Here is an 18,166-nt window from a genome sequence, read left to right on the forward strand (position 1 = left end):
GCTTATCCGTACTGTTCGGTGAGAAACTCTTTCAGTGAATCGTAACCGGCATCCATCGGAATCGATTTCTCTTCTTTTTCTTTCGCTTTTTTCAGGCGTTCCGGAATTTCCACTTCGCGCCCGATTACCTCTTCAACCACATCCGCAAATTTTGACGGATGTGCCGTGGAAAGCACAATGGCAGGTGAGTCATCACCGGACTGTTCCCGGTACTGATCCAGCGCAAGCACTCCGACCGCTGTATGGGGATCAGCGATATATCCAAATTCCTGATACAGGTCCCCGATCTTTTTACGGGTCTGTTCATCCGAGTACGCAGTTCCAAAAATGTGTTTTCTGATCCGTTCGTCATCTCCATCAAAAAGAGACCGGATCCTGCTGAAATTACTCGGATTCCCAACATCCATCGCGTTGGAAATAGTTTGAATAGACGGCCTGGGTTTAAAATCGGTTCCGGACAAATACTGCGGTACAACATCATTCCTGTTGGTAGCAGCGATAAACTTTTTGACGGGCATGCCCATTTTTTCAGCAAACAGTCCGGCTGTGAGATTTCCAAAATTACCGCTTGGCACGGAAAAAACCGGAGTTTGGTTTGTCAGCTTTTTCAGCTGAAAAAAAGCGTGCAGATAGTAAAAACTCTGCGGCAAAAGTCGGGCAATATTGATTGAATTAGCTGAACTGAGATTCAGTGCGTTATTCAGTTTTTGATCTGAAAACGCCTGCTTCACCAGTTTCTGGCAGTCATCAAAAGTGCCGCTAATTTCGAGTGCAGTCACATTTTTACCCAATGTTGTCATCTGCTTCCGCTGGAGATCACTCACTTTTCCTTCAGGATAAAGCAGACAGACCTGAACTCCCGGCAGATCATAAAATCCGCCGGCAACCGCCCCGCCGGTATCCCCGGATGTAGCTACCAGAATCACGAGGTCGCCATTGCTGCGGGTTCGATGAGCTGAAAAGAGCCGCGCCATAAAGCGGGCTCCAAAATCTTTGAAGGCCAGCGTAGGTCCGTGAAAAAGTTCAAGAATAAATAGAGTTTCGCTGAGCTGAACCAGCGGTGCTTCAAAATTGATCGCGTCATCAATCAGCCGATCTGTATCATCAGACGAAAGGTCTTCATCTAAAAACGGGTAGCTGCAGATTTTGGCAAGCTGCTGCAGTGAAAATTCTGAATTCGGTGAATCGAACGGTAATGGAAGAGATGGAAATTCTGTAGGCATGTAGAGCCCGCCATCCGGAGCCAGTCCCTGTTCGGCTGCTTTCAGAAAAGAGATTTCAGGTGACTGCCCCCCCGTGCTGAAAAATCTCATACCGGATCCTCACCTTCTTCAATGACATAACTACCTTTCCGGTTTACCGGCGATACATAAGTGTCGACTTGCAGATTGTAGGTATCGAGAATTTTTACGATATCGTTTTGGATCGTGCGGGCGATTTCTTCGGAACGGCAGAGTGCAAACACCGATGGGCCGGCTCCTGAAATACTGAATCCGAGCGCTCCTGCCTTCAGTGCATATTCTTTCATCTCATCAAAGCCGGGTATCAAAATAGAACGGGCGGGTTCCACGATATGATCTTCCATTGAACGCGAAATCAAATCGAAATCTTCGGTGTATAAGCCCGCAATCAAACCGCCTACATTGCCCCACTGTTTTACAGCCTGTGACATCTGCACCGATTTTCGAAGTATCAGCCGTGTATTCTTCGTGCTGATGGATAGATGCGGATGAAAAACAGCGATAACAAGGCCATCGGGGACGTGAAGCTGAACCACATCGAGCGGATTCTGACTTCGGATCAGTGTAAACCCACCCAGTAACGAAGCTGAAACATTATCGGCATGAGGGCTCCCGCTCGCCGCCAGTTCACCCTCGAGGGCAAAATTAAGCAGATCCATTTTGCTGAAGGGGTCACCCAGCAGGCGGTTCAGCGCTACCACAGCTGCTACGGAACTCGCAGCGCTGGATCCCATTCCGCTGCCCAGGGGCATCATTTTGTGAATTCGTATCGAAATACCAAAATCCGGTTCCTCATCCAGATTTGCAATCAGTGCCAGTGCTGCTCGTCCGGCCGTGTTTTTGATCGGTTCACGGGGCAGAAGGCCGTCGTCGCCCGTAATCTCATCAATCGAAACGCCGGGTTTATCACTTTTTGAGACTTCAACAATGTCCCCCGGTTCGTTGATGGCGAGGGCAAGTACATCAAAACCGCACGACACATTTGCCACTGAGGCGGGAGCAAACGCTTTGACTGTGTCTGATTTTTTAATGCTCATGATTACCCCGCGTTGCTTGCCGCTTTTGTACTTACAACCCTTAAAATGTCAGCTACGATACCGCCTGATGTCACATTTGCGCCGGCACCCGGACCTTTGATAACCATCGGGCTTTCTTTGTAATATCTTGTGTAGAGTGCCATAATATTATCGCTTCCGTCGAGACCATAAAATGGGTGATCTGCTGATATTTTTTCCAGCTTCACTACGCCTCTGCCGTTTTCAAATCGCGCGATATAACAGAGTTTTTTTCCATGCTCCTCTGCTTCCAGCCTCATTTTTTCGAATTCATGATCATACTCAGAAAGTTTTTCGAAAAACTGATCCACATCCATGCCATTTCGCGCCGGTTCCGGCACCAGGTTTTGAACGTCAATATCTTCCGGTTCAATTTTAAAACCGGCTTCCCTCGCCAGAATCAGAAGTTTTCGGGCGACATCACGGCCATTCAGATCTTCCCGCGGATCGGGTTCGGTGTACCCTTTCTCGCGAGCCTGCCGTACAATCTCGCTGAACTTTTGATCTCCCGTAAAGGAGTTAAAAATGTAACTGAGTGTTCCGGAAAGTACGCCTTCAATTTTATCCACCTGATCTCCGGTGGATACCAGTTCATCAATGGTGGATATGATCGGCAAACCGGCACCCGCGTTGGTCTCATACTTAAACGCAACGTTGTGTTTACTGGCAAGATCGTGCAGTTCCTGGTAGTATTTGAGCGATCCCGAATTCGCCTTTTTATTTGGCGTAACCACCGAAATACTTGATGAGAGCAGTTCCGGGTAGATTTCCGATACTTCATCACTGGCTGTACAGTCTACAAATATAGAGTTGGGCAGGTTGTGCTGTTTAATCTGACTGATAAACTCCGGCAAAGAGGTCGGTTTTCCGTGATTGTCAAGCTGTTCATTCCAGTCAGATAACGGAACGCCCTCTTCGCGGATCAGCATCTGCCGGGAGTTGGCAACTCCTCTTAAACAAAAATCAATATTGTAATCATCATAAAAAACCTGGAGCTGTCCGCGGATCATTTCCAGCAGGGTTCCGCCGATCAGTCCGATGCCGGCCACGTAGAGATTTACCGTTTTCACACCAGCCAGGAAAAAGGCATCGTGCAGTGTATTGATCGCTTTTTTCTCATCTTTATTATTCACTACAAACGAGATATTCCGCTCCGATGAGCCCTGTGCGATCGCGCGAATATTGATACCATTTCGTCCCAGTGCACGAAATACACGGCCTGCAATTCCGGGGATATTCTTCATGTTATCCCCGACAACAGCAATGACGGACAGATCTTTCTCCACATCCACTTCATCAATTTCGTGTCCAAGCATCTCCTGCTCAAATTCTGACTGGATCGCGTTTTTTGCAGTCTCTGACTGATTTGGCGGCACCGCGATCGAAACCGTATGTTCCGATGAAGCCTGCGTAATCATGATGATATTCACATCAGCATCCGCAAGAGAGGTGAAGATACGGGCGGCAATGCCACTAACGCCAATCATGCCACTTCCTTTTACGGTCAGCATGGTAATGTTCCCGATGGATGAGAGCCCTTTAATGAGATTATGTGTGGGCTGAATTTCTTTCCGAATGGACGTTCCGGGCTGTGAAGGATCGAATGTATTTTTGATAACAATAGGAATCTGTGCCTTTAGCGCCGGGATGAGCGTTGGCGGATAGATCACTTTTGCTCCGAAATGCGATAGTTCCATCGCCTCTTCATAAGAAATCTCATAGATCGGGAACGCACGTTTAACCTTTACGGGATCTGCGGTCATTAAACCGTTTACATCTGTCCAGATCTCAATCAGTTCACTTTTGAGAGCAGCGCCCAGCAGGGAAGCGGTGTAATCGGATCCGCCGCGCCCGAGGGTTGTGGGAAGTTTTGCGCGGTTTGCGGCGATAAAACCCGTGACCACATAAACTTTCGTTTTACCGGAACCGTTAAAATAGTTCTTAATTTTTTTATACGTGGTTTCTTCATCCACTCTTGCATTACCGAAGCGTGAGTCGGTCACAATAAACGATCGGGCATCGGTATAAGAAGATTCGATCCCCTCATTTTTTACCAGGTAGGTAAGTAGTTTTGCCGAGAGTCTTTCGCCGAATCCCATGATAAAATCCCTGGTTTTCGGGGTAATCTCCTGAACCAGTGAAACGCCTTGAAGAACATCCTCAAGCTCGTTTAAGATGAGTTTCAGCTCGGTAATCAGTTCACTTTGTGCCTGTGCCGGAAGCATTTGCCGGGCCACACTGTAATGCCGTTCTTCAAGATTTTTTATCGTCTCTTCATAGCTGAATGAAGCTCGCTCCATCCGGTCGCACGTTTCTACAAGCTGATCAGTTACACCCTTCATCGCCGAAACAACAACGGCAACAGAGCCGCTTTCCGCCCTCTTTTTTACGATTGAAATAACGCTTGATATCGACTCGGCTGTACCCATTGAAGAGCCGCCAAACTTCAGCACTTGCATAGAAAATATTTCATTAATAGTGTGGTATGAAGCGATTTATGTTAGTCAACTGTAGGTTCCTGTTCAAGTTAATTTCGTGAATTTCTTTCATTTTTCAATCTTTGCTTTAGAAGCGCTTCCTGATATTTTCGCCGATTTTCAGCTTCTGAACTGTATTCTTCAACTTTTATATGTTAAATAGAGTGTGGAGTTACAATAACTATACTTTTTTATAGTGTCATATTTGTGGTGAACAACCTAAAAGTCATCCGATAACACCACACCAGATACGTTAACAACGATCCACTGATATCAATGTCTGCCAAATCTAAATAAATACTCATGAGTACATCCATCGCCATTCTTGGTGCCGGGAATATCGGCACTGCCATCGCTACCGGGCTTGTTTCATCCGGCACCTACACTGCTCCTTCAATCACGCTTACGCGCCGAAGGATCAAGCTTCTTGAACCATTTTCAGAAAAGGGGTTCAATGTAACAACCAGTAATAAAGAGGCCATTGACCAATCGGATATCATTATTGTTGCCGTTGAACCGAGCCAGATCGACGAGCTTCTGAAACAGATTTCCGGGTTTCTGGATAGCGGCCGTCACACTTTGATTTCAGTCGTATCGGGAGTGAATATCGGTCACATGAAATCGATTGTATCGCCGGATCTGCCCGTTGTTCGCGCGATGCCGAATACCGCCATTGCAATTGGAGAATCGATGACCTGCATCTGCACAGATAACGGAAATGCCGAAGTTTTAGAGATGGCTACACAAATTTTCAACGCGGTTGGGAAAACGGTTACCATCATGGAGGAGCAGATGACTGCAGCCACCGCTCTTTGCGCATGTGGTATTGCTTTCTTTCTGCGCTCCATCCGGGCGGCTTCTCAGGGCGGAACGGAGATCGGGTTTCATGCGCATGAAGCGCTTGAGATGGCGGCACAGACGGCCAAAGGCGCCGCTTCACTTTTGGCTGATAAAGCCAATCATCCCGAATATGAAATTGACAGGGTCACCACTCCGCGCGGATGCACCATTTCAGGATTGAATGAAATGGAACACAGCGGCTTTAGTTCAGCCATGATCAAAGGGATTTTACTCTCCGCTAAAAAAGCGGAAGGACTGCATAAAGCAGATGATGAATCCTGAGGTTGAATTGAACCCTGCCCGGTTTTTGCAGTGCCGGACAGTGAACTCAACCATTACGCCATCAACGGATTCTCCTCCTTCTCCATCCCGAGGCCTTCCGCCGGATCAACAGCGTTGCGGTTATACTCTTCAAGTGTAAATTCATCAACCAGGATTGCATCAAACCGGGCGTTTTCGGTTTCTTTCACGCGGTTTGCCTCTTCGTGGGTGATAATTCCTTTTTCCAGTGCGGGATCAAGCTGCTTCAGCACACTCCCTTTTTTGAGCTCGCCCGCCTTAGTGGCTTTGTAGAGTTTTTTGTAGATCGGGAAGTTATCTTCAATAAGCTTCAGAGCATGTTCGTATTTACCGATCGCCTCATCGTTTGATTTGCTCATGTAAATTCCTTTTGTCAGCCTGTCGCGCTGTTCACCACGCTGCTGCATCGCCTGGGCAACTTTATGGCCCAGTATATCAGATGGCTTTTTCCCAATCCGGTTGATCCGTGACCACAGAGCAACCGGTCCGCGGAATACCCAGCTAAACCCCGGAACTTCAATTTCGTTGTAGATCTCATCAAAAGCGGTCTGAATTCGATAAAATGCATACTGCATCGCCCATTCGAAAAAGATACGATCTTCTTCTTTCCGACCTTCCGCTTCAAACCGGCGAAGCGTAGCTGATGCAAGAACCATCCAGCTCAGAATATCGGCGTAGCGTCCGGCGAGTTTCTCTTTCATTTTGAGTGCACCGCCGTAGGAACCGAGAGCGATATCCGCCATAAATGCAAAAGATGCGGATGCCCACGCCAGTTTTCGGTAATATCTGGCAGCCGGGCCGCTGACGGGCGATCTGGCAAGACGCCCGCGGGTCAGGCTCAGCATCAGTGACCGTATTTTATTCTGCACCACATGTCCAAGGTGTCCGGTGAACGCTTCATCAAACGCTTTCACATCATTCTCCATTAAGGCATTAATTTCCTTCAATGCGTAAGGGTGACTGCGGATTGCACCCTGACCAAAGATCATGAGCGTACGGGTGAGAATATTGGCGCCCTCAACCGTAATGGCGATCGGCGTGGCAATGTAACTATGTGCAAAGAGATTCCGTGGTCCGCGTGAAATTCCCGCTCCGCCAACGATGTCCATCGAATCATTGATGATTTCACGACCAAGTTCAGTGAAGTTATATTTGGCAATTGCGGTAACCACAGCCGGTTTGGCGCCTTTGTCGAGAGCACCGCAAATATATCCGCGGGCAGCATCCATAAGATAAGTGTAACCGCCGATTCGGGCCATCGGCTCCTCAATTCCTTCAAACTTCCCAATGTTCAGGCCGAACTGTTTCCGGATTCCGGCGTAAGCTCCCACCGCGCGAAACGCCATCCGTGCTCCACCAATCGATTGTGCGGGAAGTGAAATTCCGCGGCCCACAGCAAGTGACTCCATCAGCATACGCCAGCCGTTTCCGGCTCCTTCCTTTCCGCCAATAATGGCATCAATCGGAACCTTCACATTCTTTCCACGGGTCGGGCAGTTATAAAACGGAACGCCGAGCGGATCGTGACGTTTGCCAAGTTCAACACCCTCCGTGTCGCTCGGCACCAGGGCGCATGTAATTCCCAGATCTTCGCCCTTACCCAGGTAATCCTTGGGATCACTCAATTTAAAAGCCAATCCTATTACCGATGAAATCGCCGCAAGTGTGATGTACCGCTTATCCCAGTTTAGAAGAAGGTAAAGATTACCGTTATCATCCATTTTCACTACACCCGTACTCTGCATCGCGCCTGCATCTGATCCGGCATTGGGTTCGGTCAGCGCAAAACAGGGAATCTCCCGCCCGTCTGCAAGTCGAGGCAGATAGTGATTTTTCTGATCTTCAGTTCCGTAATGCATAAGCAGTTCGGCAGGACCGAGTGAGTTGGGCACCATCACGGTTGTTGCAAGCGGGCCGCAGCGGGAAGCGAGCTTAGACACGATCGCGCTGTGTGCATTCGCCGAAAAACCGTAGCCGCCATACTCCTCGGGGATAATCAACCCGAAAAATCGTTTCTCTTTCAGGTATTTCCACGTCTGATCATCAAACCCTTTCCTTTGAAAAACGTCCCAGTCGCTCACCATTCCGCAGAGCTCCTCTACCGGGCCGTCCATAAACTCCTGCTCTTTCTCTGTCAGTTCAGGATAGGCCTCATCCATCATTTTTTTGAAATTGGGTTTTCCCGAAAAAAGCTCTCCTTCTATCCAAACCGTGCCGGAATCAATCGCTGTCTGCTCCGTTTCCGAAATGGCGGGTAATATTTTCAGGGCGTCCAGCAGTTTCATCACCGGTCCCGAAAAGAGCACCCGTCTCAGCGGTTTTACATTAAAAATCAAGACAAGTACAAGATAGGTTGTGACCAGCCATACGGGAGCGCCAAATCCTGCAAGCGCTACCAAGCCGGCAATCGCCCAGATCCATAAAGGTGCTCCTGTGTATGCAAAAATTATAAATGCAGCAATTACGCTTCCCCATGAAACCCAGCCGGGGAGCTCTGCAAAAAATGAAAATTGTTGAATGAAAGATTCCATGACGATCTCCTTTAAACCGTTGTTTTTTGTGAAATAAAACCTTGTATGATGTGATCCACTGCCTGCTTAATAAACGTGTCTGTGGGTATACGCGTATCCAGCCGTTTGCTGATAACAACCGATGCCACACCGTGAAGCTGCGCCCATACCGTGTAGGCACTCATGAGCGGATCATCGACGTGCAGTATTCCCCGCTCTTTTCCCTCCTTAATGATATCGGCCAGCAGTTCGTAGATTTTCCGAATCTGCTCGAACTTCTCCTTTGGAAACCGTGGCATCTCTTCGGGCCGAACCATATAGATAATTTCATACTCCTGGGGATGATTCAGCGCAAAATAGATAAATCCGTCCGCCATCTTCTCCAGTTTTCGGATCGGATCATCACCATCTTCAAGCTGCTGCTGCAACACATTTGCCAGCCTGCCTATGCTTGTTTCAATCAGGGCAAGTATCAGTTCATCTTTATTTTTGAAATGCAGATAGATACTGGTTGCGGAAACATCCACTTCGCCAGCAATTTTTCGCATCGACATTTTCCCGAAACCCTCTTTTATCAAAAGAGTACGGCTTACTGTTAAAATATCATCCCTGAGAGACATAAAAGAGAGGTTAACACTGTTAAGTACACAGTATCAATTTATCATTTTATGGCAGAAAGTCAATAGAGATTAATAATTCAGTTATTTAGCCTGAACTGTATGTACTGAATTGTCCGGCCGTCCTGAAGATGCTTCTTTTCGTAGTAGGTTTTTATGGAAAGGATTTCATCATTCGGGTTTTGCGCGTAAAGATCGCTGTAGTGTTCCATTATGGAAAGACCCTGCTCTTCGACAACCTCTTCCGTAAAATTGAACAGCGGTTTCGAATCCGTTTTCAAATGCACGACGGCATCCGCATGGGCAACTTTTCGGTAGATGGACAGAAACCGTGGCGAAGTGAGCCTTTTTTTTGATTTGGACTTTCTTAAATACGGGTCGGGAAAAGTGATCCAGATTTCAGAAATTTCTCCTTCGCTAAAAAATTGATCGAGGTGATCGATGAAGCACCTCAGAAAACGGACGTTCTCCAGCTCCTGCTCCATTGCGCGCCGGGCCCCTTTCCAGATGCGGTCTCCCTTGATATCAATCCCGATATAGTTTTTGTCCGGATTGAGTTCGGCGAGATTTGTGGTGTACTCCCCTTTTCCGCACGCAAGCTCTACTACAATCGGGTTGTCGTTCCCAAAAATTTCTTGAGCCCACTTTCCGGCAGGTGGTTCCCCTGTTTCAAATTCGGTGTGTTCAATAACATTTTCAAAACCAACATTATCAGCATATCGCTGCAGTTTATTCTTTCCCATCCCAGGTACTGCTAAATTATTTTAAATCAATTTATTGTTCATTACGCACATTATGGCTGGAGCCGTTTTCTGCTCCATTTACCGTCTGTTTTTTGATACAGGATTCTGTCGTGCAGGCGGCCGGGTCTTCCCTGCCAAAACTCAATCTCTTCGATTTCAATACTATATCCGCCCCAGAAGTCGGGTGTCGGAACTTCATCATCACCAAACTTCTGTGAGATTTTATCGGCTCTCTCTTTGAGTGCGTCCCGGTTTTCCACCGGTGAACTTTGGCGAGACACCCACGCACCGATCTGACTCTCCCTCGGCCGGGACTGAAAATAGCTGTCATTTTCTTTGCGGCTCAGCTTTTCCACTCTTCCGCGTATTCTAACCTGACGTTCCAGTTCCGGCCACCAGAACGAAACAGCGGCACTGGGCGTTATTTTTAGTTCGTCGCCTTTGCGGCTGGTGTAATTTGTAAAAAACTGAAGCGTTTCCCCTTCAATGCCTTTCAGCAGAACAATCCGAACATTCGGTGCCCCGTTCGGGGTGACGGTAGCCAGAGACATCGCGTTTGGCTCATTTACTTCCGACTCAATCGCCTCATCAAGCCAGCGGGCAAACATCGGCACCGGTTGACTGGGCAGATCCTCATCCCGAATTCCGCCTTTCGTGTAATTTTCTCGCAGTGAGGCGATATCACGTTTAATCTCCTTACCCAAAGTACTCCGGTTCATTTCCTTTTTTCCATTTGATGTTGCACCCGACACTCGGTATCTGATCTTCGGGAACCGGCTTTCCGCTCAGCATTTTGTTGGTAGCCTCACGTAAATCTTCTCCGGTTGGTTTTACGCCGTTGCCCGGACGGGATGAATCAAACTGCCCCCTGTAGGCCAGCTCAAGGTTTTCATCAAACAGAAAAAAATCGGGCGTGCATGCTGCTTTATACTTTTTTGCCACCTCCTGGGTCTCATCATACAGGTACGGAAACGGGTAGCCGAAAGCTTCAACATCTTCTTTCATTTTTTCAGGGCTGTCATCCGGGTAGTTGTCCACATCATTCGAACTGATTGCCACTACTTTCAGCCCGCGGCTTTCAAAATCTTTGGCGTAACGCACCAGTTCCTGTTTGATATTCTTTACATACGGGCAGTGATTGCAGATAAACATAACGAGCAAACCATCGGCATCTTTAAAATCATCCAGCGATACCGTGTTGCCATCTGTATCGGGTAGTGAAAAACCTGGAGCTTTGGTTCCAAGCTCCAGCATTGTTGAATTTACTGCAGACATATTTTCTTAATTTGATTTATAAATTTAATTCAGTTTTTCAACAAAAAGTTACCGTAACTCATTCGATAAATGAAAATATACCAACTATTTGAAGGGGATATAAACCGAAACTTACCGAAATTAAAAAAGCCTGAGTTGCGCGGTTGACGGACGCCTGAAAGCTGAAGTATTCAGCGGCTTTCGGTCACCCTCCAGCCCGAGCCGTTTTTTGTGAATGGAAAATAGCTGGCGGATCTGTTCCCCATATGCTCCCTCTCCGTGAAATCGTTTCCCAAATTCCGAGCGGTTTAGCTGGCCATCCTTCAGGCTTTTGACTTTGTTAACGACTTTCTGTTTTCGGTTGGGCTGATGGTCATCCAGCCATTTCAAAAAGATATCCTTCACAGAGTAGGGCAATCGCAGGATCGTATACGAAACCGATGAAGCACCGGCATTTTTCGCGGCTTCCATAATCGGCACAATTTCATCATCCGTGAGCCCGGGAATCAGCGGGGCGATGTTTGCGTGAACCGGAATTCCGGCCCTGGTTAACTCTTCAACCGCCTGTAGCCGTTTTTCAGGGCGTGATGTCCTCGGCTCAAGACTACCGATCAGATCACGGTCCAGGCTGGTGATCGAAAGCACAACACGAACCGCATTCACTTCCGCGAGCTTTTTAAGCAAATCGATATCCCGAGTAACCCCGTAATTTTTGGTGATGATCACGAGCGGATGGAGCGATTCGGCAAGAACTTCCACGCACCCACGAGTGATTCTCAGCTCTTTTTCCAGCGGCTGATAGGGATCGGTCACGCCGCTCATCACAATGGGTTTGGGTTTCCAGCTCTCACCCGACAGTTTCTCCCTCAGCAGTTCAGGGGCATTGTATTTCGCTACAATTTTTGATTCAAAATCGAGACCGGCCGACATCCCCAGAAATTCGTGGCTTGGCCGGGCGTAACAATATGCGCACCCGTGCTCACACCCTCTGTATGGATTCAGGCTAACCTCAAACGGAATATCGGGACTTTGATTCGTTGAAATGATCTCTTTGGTGTGATCGGTCAGAATCTTGGTTTTCGGCCTCTCCAGCCGGCCCGTTTTCTCATCGGGATCATACTCCAGCTTTTCATCTGTAAATCTGTGCTTCGGATTGTCGGCAGCTCCCCTGCCGCGGATCGGTTGATGCTTCATGGTTACATATTTTACACATATATTACAACATATTTTCCTCTCTTAAAAGCAGAACAAAATTTTGCAAGGGAATTTTTCTGATCAGTCTCTCGCCTTAATCTCCTCGTAGCTTTTTTCCAGATCGATCATGGGTTCTGGATAATCCCTGCCGATTTCCGTTTCGTAGAGTTTCTGCTGATCCGGGGTCATTTTCCACGGTTGGTGGACGAATTCTGATGGAAGGTTTTTTAGTTCAGGGATCCATAGCCGCACGTACTCCCCTTTTTTATCATATTTCTGTGCCTGGTTTATGATATTGAAATATCGGTTCCTGGGATCGTGACCCACGGTTGCGTTGTAGGCCCAGTTTCCCCAATTGCTGCATACGTCGTAATCTATCAGTTTAGATTCAAACCAGGCTGCTCCCCGGCGCCAGTCGAAGTTCAGATTTTGCGCAAGAAAACTGGCCGCATTTTGTCGTCCGCGATTGCTCATATACCCTGTGGCGTTCAATTCACGCATATTCGCATCCACGAACGGAATTCCGGTAGTACCTGAAGCCCATCGTTCAAAAATATCGTGATCTTTTTCTTTATCGAGAACTTTTTCCTGGATCCCACCAAGTTTAAAAATCTGACTGCCATATTTAACTGCAGAAAATCGGAAATAATCTCTCCAGATCAGTTCAAACTTCATCCAGTAGGTTGATACGTTTTCATGCACGTCTGTTTCATACTTTTCAACCTCTGCATGAATCGATCGAGCCGAAATACAGCCGTGTGCCAGCCAGGGTGAAAACTTGGATGAATAATCGGCGCCAAGGAGTCCGTTCCGGGTAAATTTATAATCTCTGAGTTTATCCGCCTCAAAAAAGTAATGATTCAATCTTTCCCACGCAGCACTCTCTCCGCCTTTAAATTGCAGAACAGCCCTGCCATCCGGTTCCGCCGGTTCAAGGCCAAGATCCTGAATTGCGGGGATTTTGCCCGGCTCAACTTCATCGGGAGTTTTAAATTTTGCCGGTACATTTACCGGCTCGCGGACCAAACTTTGATTCTCTGTCTTTTTCCGAAACTGTGTAAATACGTCTGGGATGGAAAAAAGACTGAAAGGCAGATCATCCCTGTGATACATAGTGTTGTCCCAATACCTTTTAAACGGAATTTCCAGGCTTTCTTCAACCCTTGCCTCAACATCTTTCTCCTCCTGTGTCACTTCTCCATGATACAAAAGTTGACCGGCGCCTGTTTCTAACACTATTCCCTGCAAAATCTCTTCGGGCTTTCCACACCTCACAATCAGTTCACCACCATTCTCCCTGATCCGATTTCGTAAATCTTCCACGGATTCTATCAAAAATTGTGCTCTAAGGGAGTCCGTTTTAGGAAAACCGTAGCGAGTTTTTGAAAAATGACGCGGATCAAAACAGTAAACCGGAAGCACCTCTCCTGTTTCGGCTGCGGCTTTCAGCGGTTGATGGTCGGTTAGCCTGAGGTCGTTGCGCAGCCATACAATAGATTTCATAAACGGGACTTTTATTCTGAAAACAGATCGAAGCAATAACCTAAATCCTCTACAAAAAGTTGACTCAAAAAGGATTGTTTATTTTTCTGTACGATAGAAATGATTCTGTTTTCGATATTTTAAAATCATCAACAGTGAAATCCCAAATGTTTTAATTCATTTTAACTGCAATTTCAGGTATTTAAATGTGGTCAGAATCCCCAATAATTGAGACTGTAATTTAAACCCGAATTTCTTTCCAATTACTCCTGCCAATTACTCCTGAATTTCAGTGAGTAAAAAAATCAGCCTTGAAAAATATGCTTAAAAAATCAGCAGACACTAAGTTGAAAAAAAGCTATAAAGAAGATCTGCCAGAAATCTTTAAGAAGATCAATAACGGGATTATAAGTTCTTATTTTACTGCAATTTAAATATTCAAATAAATTGATTGCGACCGCTATTTTTTTTAAGATGGAAGGAATGTTATCGAGTTGAGTCTTTTTTACATGTGTTGTATATCGAGCATGTTAGATCTTTAATATTTAGGATTAACTTAAATTACAAATACATGAAATCAATTAAGACTATTAAACAGCTATTTCTTACCGTTTTTATACTTTTACTCATCAGCGGTTTCGATATGTGTGCCTTTGCCCAATCTGATGACGAGGATGAAAGCTCACTTCACGTTGGCGGGGCGGTGCGATACAATCTTATACTTCAGGATTTTGAAAGTGATATGGATGCCACCAGCGGTCAGTTTACCTGGGACACGTGGCGCATAAATGTACTGTATGACAACCCCGGCGGAATCGGGCTAAACTTTGAGTATCGTTTCTATCCAACCTTCGGCACAAATTTCATCAAACAGGGTTGGTTCGACTACAGCATTTCTGAAAGAACTGAAGTGCAGCTTGGTGTAACCCAGGTTCCATTTGGCAATATCCAGTATAATTCCAATAACTGGTGGTTCAGCCTTCCTTATTATGTTGGCCTTGAAGATGATCACGACATGGGGATCAAATTTACCCGCACGACAGATAGCTGGCAATGGGATTTTGCCTATTTTTTCCAGCCTGAGCCGGAAGGCCCTGTTGGCGGTGACGGATCGTTTGGCATAGGCGGAAGCGGACGCTACTCTTACGATGTTATTCCCGAAGGTGAGGCTTCTCTCACGGAAAGAAATCAATTCAACATTCGTGGTGCATATCAGCTGGAAAACGGTGAATTTGGAGCATCCGTACAATACGGTCAACTCTATAATAGTGTATTGGATGAGATGAATGGCCGGTACGCTTTCGCAGCACATGCGGATTTTACATTCGGCAATTTTGGGGTAATGCCGCAATTCCTCTATTACGGAATGGATGCCGTGAATGATGCCGGCGAAGATATCAGCACGGTTTTTATGGGCGCATACGGCATACCTTATGAAGTATCAACAGAAGCATGGATCGCAACTCTCGGACTCTCCTACTCATATGATGTAGACTGGGGCCCCATCACAAACATCAACTTCTACAACGATTTCAGCTACATGGAAAACCAGGTTGGAGCTGAAAACTCGTTACTAGCAAGCGGTGATAATCTGAACCTGAATGACAACTTTCAGCACACTATCCAGAATATCACCGGATTCCTAGTATCTGCCGGTCCCGTGTTTGCATATTTTGATATTGCACAAGGAGTAAATCAGCCCTGGCTGACAGATGATTTTGGTGTGGGTGTAGGACCCGGGCATGAAGATCTGGGGTCGGGAGAATCGGAATACAATATTCGGTACAATATTAATCTTGGCTTTTATTTCTGATATCCCCGCCTATGATGAATGATTTTTTCTCACTCTTAAAATAGAACGATATGGCTTTACGTGGAGAAGAGGACAAACCGGAGTCTAAAAAATCCCGGAAAAAAAAGATTTTTAAAATTCATGGACCAGTCTTCTGGCCGTCTGTGTTTTTAATAACGGTATTGATTGTCGGTACTCTGATTGTCGGAGACGCGGCAGAGGAAATGTTTAGTGCTGTTCAAGTCAATATCACCGACTGGGCAAGCTGGCTGTTTGTAGCCGGTGTGAATATTTTCATCGCCTTTGCACTATACTTTGCTTTTAGCAAATTTGGTGGAATACGATTAGGCGGAGTAGATGCAAAACCGGAGTTCAGTAAAATGGCATGGTTTGCCATGTTATTTAGTGCCGGTATGGGAATCGGCCTGATGTTTTTCGCTGTAGCCGAGCCGATGTGGCACCTGCTTTATCCTCCGCACGCCGAAACAGGGTCTGTTGAAGCGATCAGGGATTCGATGGGAGTTACGTTTTTGCACTGGGGCCTGCACGCCTGGGCGGTTTATGCAATCGTAGGACTCGCGCTCGCATTTTTTGCTTTCAACCGGAAACTTCCGCTCTCTTTCCGCTCTGTATTCTACCCGCTTTTGGGTGACAGAATCAACGGATGGATTGGTGATGTAATCGATATCCTTGCAGTTCTTGCCACCCTGTTTGGATTGGCAACCTCGCTCGGACTTGGTGCACAGCAGGCCGGTGCGGGAATGGAATTTGTATTCGGCCTCGATAACACCGTAAACCTGCAGGTTATCATTATTGTAGCAGTAACACTCGTAGCTGTTGGATCCGTGGTACTCGGTATACATAAAGGTGTAAAAGTACTCAGTGAGTTCAACATCCGCCTGGCCGGATTGTTTTTGCTGTTCATCCTTGTATTCGGCCCAACTCTTTACATATTGGGGACTTTTGTACAGAGCACAGGGTATTACCTGCAAAACTTTGCAAGTTACGCCACCTGGACTCAATCCTTCGAAGAAGGTGAGTTTATGAGCACCTGGACCGTATTTTACTGGGCCTGGTGGATTTCATGGTCACCTTATGTAGGAATGTTTATTGCCCGTATTTCAAAGGGGCGCACCATTAAAGAATTTATCCTCGGCGTGCTGATCGTACCCACCCTCGTTACGTTCTTGTGGATGAGCGGCTTTGGCGGGAGCGCACTATACCTTGAAACAACCGGTATTGCGGAAATTGCGAGCGCCGTTGAAGCAGATCAAACAACGTCTCTCTTTATTTTGCTTAATGAATTCCCGTTTGGAATTATAACCAGCTTTCTTGCAATCGTTCTTGTACTCAGCTTCTTTGTAACATCATCTGACTCTGGCTCCCTAGTGATAGACAACCTGACAAGTGGCGGAAAACTCGATTCACCCGTAGGCCAGAGAGTATTCTGGGCATCAACTGAGGGTGCAGTAGCAGCTGTTCTGCTTATTGGCGGCGGCCTTGGAGCACTCCAGGCAGCGGCAATTAGTTCGGGCCTTCCATTCGTTATTTTACTGCTGATTATGTGCTATAGCCTCAGGCAGGGACTAAATCGCGAATACAAAGACAATATGCTCAAAGAGAAGGATAAAGAACGCGAATCCTACAGGGAACTCTTATCCAAGACAATCGAACAACAAAAGAACAAATAGATCGGGAGCAAATTTATGGAACGTTATGAAGATTGGTTTGTGTGCTTAGATTTAACCAGTATGGATGATATTCTTACCGGTTACACACATTTTCTAACCACTGAAATGAAACCGAAATCGATCACCTTCCTCCACGTGATAAAATCTCACGAAGCGGCTGATGATATGATCGAGATGTTTCCTGAAGTAAAAGACCGCGAAGATGTAGAAAAAGCCCTGAGAAATAACCTCCAGGAAAAAATCGACAGATACTTCAGCGACTCTAAGGTCGAAATAGATTTACTTCTTAGAACCGGACGCCCAACGGAAGAGATCGTCAAGGTGTTGGATCAAATCAACCCGGATCTCACCGTAATGGGTAAAAAATCGGGATATGCCGGTAGCGGAGTTATTCCCCGGCGGATTATGAAATATGTACCTACATCCATTCTTTTTGTACCGGAAACAAGCCGGTATCAGTTAAAGAAAGCCATTGTTCCGGTGGATTTTTCCGATCAGTCGGCAACGGCTGTAAAAGCCGCGCTTGAACTCACCGCTGAAAAGGGTGGTTCTGTTACCGCACAGCACGTGTACAACTATCCCGCCCGATTTTTCCCCAATCTGCCCGATGAGGAAGACGAGAAAAAAATGGACAACTATCTAGAGGAGAAAAAACATGATTTTGTTAAAAAACATTCTTTACCGGATGATGTAGAGTTTGTTTTTTCACTGAATGTAGACGGGCCGAAAATGGATCAGATTTATGATCAGATTGTCCACGATCAGGCTGATTTAATTGTAGCTGTTTCCAAATCAGGTAAAGGAATAACCAGCATTTTACGTGAAGATTTCACCGATAAAATGGCCTATTACAGGTTTGGCATCCCCATTCTTCTCGTGAAGGATAAAGAGAAACATCAGGGCTTCTTCAAATCTTTACTGAAGAAAAACTGATCACAGTTCGTTAATCAACATAAGCCCCGGATCATTT

Annotated in this window: 14 protein-coding genes; 4 read left to right on the forward strand and 10 right to left on the reverse strand. The window is 46.4% G+C overall.

What is annotated here, in order from left to right; genetic code table 11:
• Positions 1 to 2 precede the first annotated feature (2 nt).
• From thrC to thrA, 3 genes are read right to left on the reverse strand one after another with little or no spacing between them, the layout of a single operon-like run.
• Entirely contained in the window at positions 3 to 1,313 is a 1,311-nt protein-coding gene (gene thrC, locus DYD21_RS11595) for a threonine synthase (RefSeq protein WP_116036812.1), read from the reverse strand.
• Positions 1,310 to 2,278 (reverse strand): homoserine kinase, encoded by a 969-nt coding sequence (locus DYD21_RS11600; RefSeq protein WP_116036815.1) that lies wholly within the window; start codon positions 2,276 to 2,278, stop codon positions 1,310 to 1,312. The genes thrC and DYD21_RS11600 overlap by 4 nt, the downstream gene beginning before the upstream one ends.
• A 2-nt stretch (positions 2,279 to 2,280) precedes the next feature.
• Positions 2,281 to 4,755 carry a bifunctional aspartate kinase/homoserine dehydrogenase I gene (gene thrA / locus DYD21_RS11605; RefSeq protein WP_116036818.1) on the reverse strand — a complete coding sequence of 825 codons (2,475 nt, stop codon included), beginning with the start codon at positions 4,753 to 4,755 and terminating at the stop codon, positions 2,281 to 2,283.
• Between the two features lie 321 nt (positions 4,756 to 5,076).
• Here thrA and proC point away from each other — a divergent pair, with 321 nt between their 5' ends.
• On the forward strand, positions 5,077 to 5,895 hold the full coding sequence (gene proC / locus DYD21_RS11610) for a pyrroline-5-carboxylate reductase (RefSeq protein WP_116036820.1): 819 nt from the start codon (positions 5,077 to 5,079) through the stop codon (positions 5,893 to 5,895).
• 53 nt (positions 5,896 to 5,948) lie between these two features.
• Here the strand turns inward: proC and DYD21_RS11615 are convergent, their stop codons facing one another.
• The 7 genes from DYD21_RS11615 to DYD21_RS11645 form a co-directional block, all read right to left on the reverse strand.
• A complete protein-coding gene (locus DYD21_RS11615; RefSeq protein WP_116036823.1) occupies positions 5,949 to 8,444 on the reverse strand; it encodes an acyl-CoA dehydrogenase in 2,496 nt (831 codons plus the stop codon).
• 11 nt (positions 8,445 to 8,455) lie between these two features.
• Positions 8,456 to 9,043 (reverse strand): TetR/AcrR family transcriptional regulator, encoded by a 588-nt coding sequence (locus DYD21_RS11620; protein ID WP_116036826.1) that lies wholly within the window; start codon positions 9,041 to 9,043, stop codon positions 8,456 to 8,458.
• 77 nt (positions 9,044 to 9,120) lie between these two features.
• Complete coding sequence (gene trmB, locus DYD21_RS11625; protein ID WP_116036829.1) at positions 9,121 to 9,783, reverse strand: tRNA (guanosine(46)-N7)-methyltransferase TrmB; 663 nt, start codon at positions 9,781 to 9,783, stop codon at positions 9,121 to 9,123.
• A 50-nt stretch (positions 9,784 to 9,833) separates the two neighbouring features.
• A complete protein-coding gene (pdxH, locus tag DYD21_RS11630) occupies positions 9,834 to 10,502 on the reverse strand; it encodes a pyridoxamine 5'-phosphate oxidase (protein WP_199535521.1) in 669 nt (222 codons plus the stop codon).
• Positions 10,480 to 11,058: a thioredoxin family protein gene (locus DYD21_RS11635; RefSeq protein WP_116036831.1), complete on the reverse strand. Its 579-nt coding sequence runs from the start codon at positions 11,056 to 11,058 to the stop codon at positions 10,480 to 10,482. The genes pdxH and DYD21_RS11635 overlap by 23 nt, the downstream gene beginning before the upstream one ends.
• A gap of 120 nt (positions 11,059 to 11,178) precedes the next feature.
• Positions 11,179 to 12,231 (reverse strand): PA0069 family radical SAM protein, encoded by a 1,053-nt coding sequence (locus DYD21_RS11640; RefSeq protein WP_116036834.1) that lies wholly within the window; start codon positions 12,229 to 12,231, stop codon positions 11,179 to 11,181.
• Between the two features lie 81 nt (positions 12,232 to 12,312).
• Positions 12,313 to 13,734 (reverse strand): DASH family cryptochrome, encoded by a 1,422-nt coding sequence (locus DYD21_RS11645; RefSeq protein ID WP_116036837.1) that lies wholly within the window; start codon positions 13,732 to 13,734, stop codon positions 12,313 to 12,315.
• A gap of 550 nt (positions 13,735 to 14,284) precedes the next feature.
• Here DYD21_RS11645 and DYD21_RS11650 point away from each other — a divergent pair.
• Genes DYD21_RS11650 through DYD21_RS11660 form a run of 3 tightly spaced genes read left to right on the forward strand, consistent with a single transcriptional unit; the run spans position 14,285 to position 18,129 of the window.
• Positions 14,285 to 15,526, forward strand: coding sequence for a hypothetical protein (locus DYD21_RS11650; RefSeq protein ID WP_116036840.1), 1,242 nt, complete (start codon positions 14,285 to 14,287; stop codon positions 15,524 to 15,526).
• Between the two features lie 50 nt (positions 15,527 to 15,576).
• A complete protein-coding gene (locus DYD21_RS11655; protein WP_116036842.1) occupies positions 15,577 to 17,196 on the forward strand; it encodes a BCCT family transporter in 1,620 nt (539 codons plus the stop codon).
• A gap of 15 nt (positions 17,197 to 17,211) precedes the next feature.
• Complete coding sequence (locus DYD21_RS11660) at positions 17,212 to 18,129, forward strand: universal stress protein (protein WP_116036844.1); 918 nt, start codon at positions 17,212 to 17,214, stop codon at positions 18,127 to 18,129.
• Positions 18,130 to 18,166: the final 37 nt, after the last annotated feature.

This window comes from Rhodohalobacter sp. SW132, assembly GCF_003390325.1.
GTDB lineage: Bacteria > Bacteroidota > Rhodothermia > Balneolales > Balneolaceae > SW132.

Excerpts from the sequence above, each read along its gene's own strand:
- DYD21_RS11620 (WP_116036826.1), bottom strand. The coding sequence starts at position 9,043 with ATGTCTCTCAGGGATGATATTTTAACAGTAAGCCGTACTCTTTTGATA.
- thrC (WP_116036812.1), bottom strand. The coding sequence starts at position 1,313 with ATGAGATTTTTCAGCACGGGGGGGCAGTCACCTGAAATCTCTTTTCTG.
- DYD21_RS11615 (WP_116036823.1), bottom strand. The coding sequence starts at position 8,444 with ATGGAATCTTTCATTCAACAATTTTCATTTTTTGCAGAGCTCCCCGGC.
- DYD21_RS11650 (WP_116036840.1), top strand. The coding sequence starts at position 14,285 with ATGAAATCAATTAAGACTATTAAACAGCTATTTCTTACCGTTTTTATA.
- DYD21_RS11640 (WP_116036834.1), bottom strand. The coding sequence starts at position 12,231 with ATGAAGCATCAACCGATCCGCGGCAGGGGAGCTGCCGACAATCCGAAG.
- DYD21_RS11655 (WP_116036842.1), top strand. The coding sequence starts at position 15,577 with ATGGCTTTACGTGGAGAAGAGGACAAACCGGAGTCTAAAAAATCCCGG.
- DYD21_RS11635 (WP_116036831.1), bottom strand. The coding sequence starts at position 11,058 with ATGTCTGCAGTAAATTCAACAATGCTGGAGCTTGGAACCAAAGCTCCA.
- DYD21_RS11600 (WP_116036815.1), bottom strand. The coding sequence starts at position 2,278 with ATGAGCATTAAAAAATCAGACACAGTCAAAGCGTTTGCTCCCGCCTCA.
- DYD21_RS11645 (WP_116036837.1), bottom strand. The coding sequence starts at position 13,734 with ATGAAATCTATTGTATGGCTGCGCAACGACCTCAGGCTAACCGACCAT.
- DYD21_RS11660 (WP_116036844.1), top strand. The coding sequence starts at position 17,212 with ATGGAACGTTATGAAGATTGGTTTGTGTGCTTAGATTTAACCAGTATG.
- proC (WP_116036820.1), top strand. The coding sequence starts at position 5,077 with ATGAGTACATCCATCGCCATTCTTGGTGCCGGGAATATCGGCACTGCC.
- trmB (WP_116036829.1), bottom strand. The coding sequence starts at position 9,783 with ATGGGAAAGAATAAACTGCAGCGATATGCTGATAATGTTGGTTTTGAA.
- pdxH (WP_199535521.1), bottom strand. The coding sequence starts at position 10,502 with ATGAACCGGAGTACTTTGGGTAAGGAGATTAAACGTGATATCGCCTCA.
- thrA (WP_116036818.1), bottom strand. The coding sequence starts at position 4,755 with ATGCAAGTGCTGAAGTTTGGCGGCTCTTCAATGGGTACAGCCGAGTCG.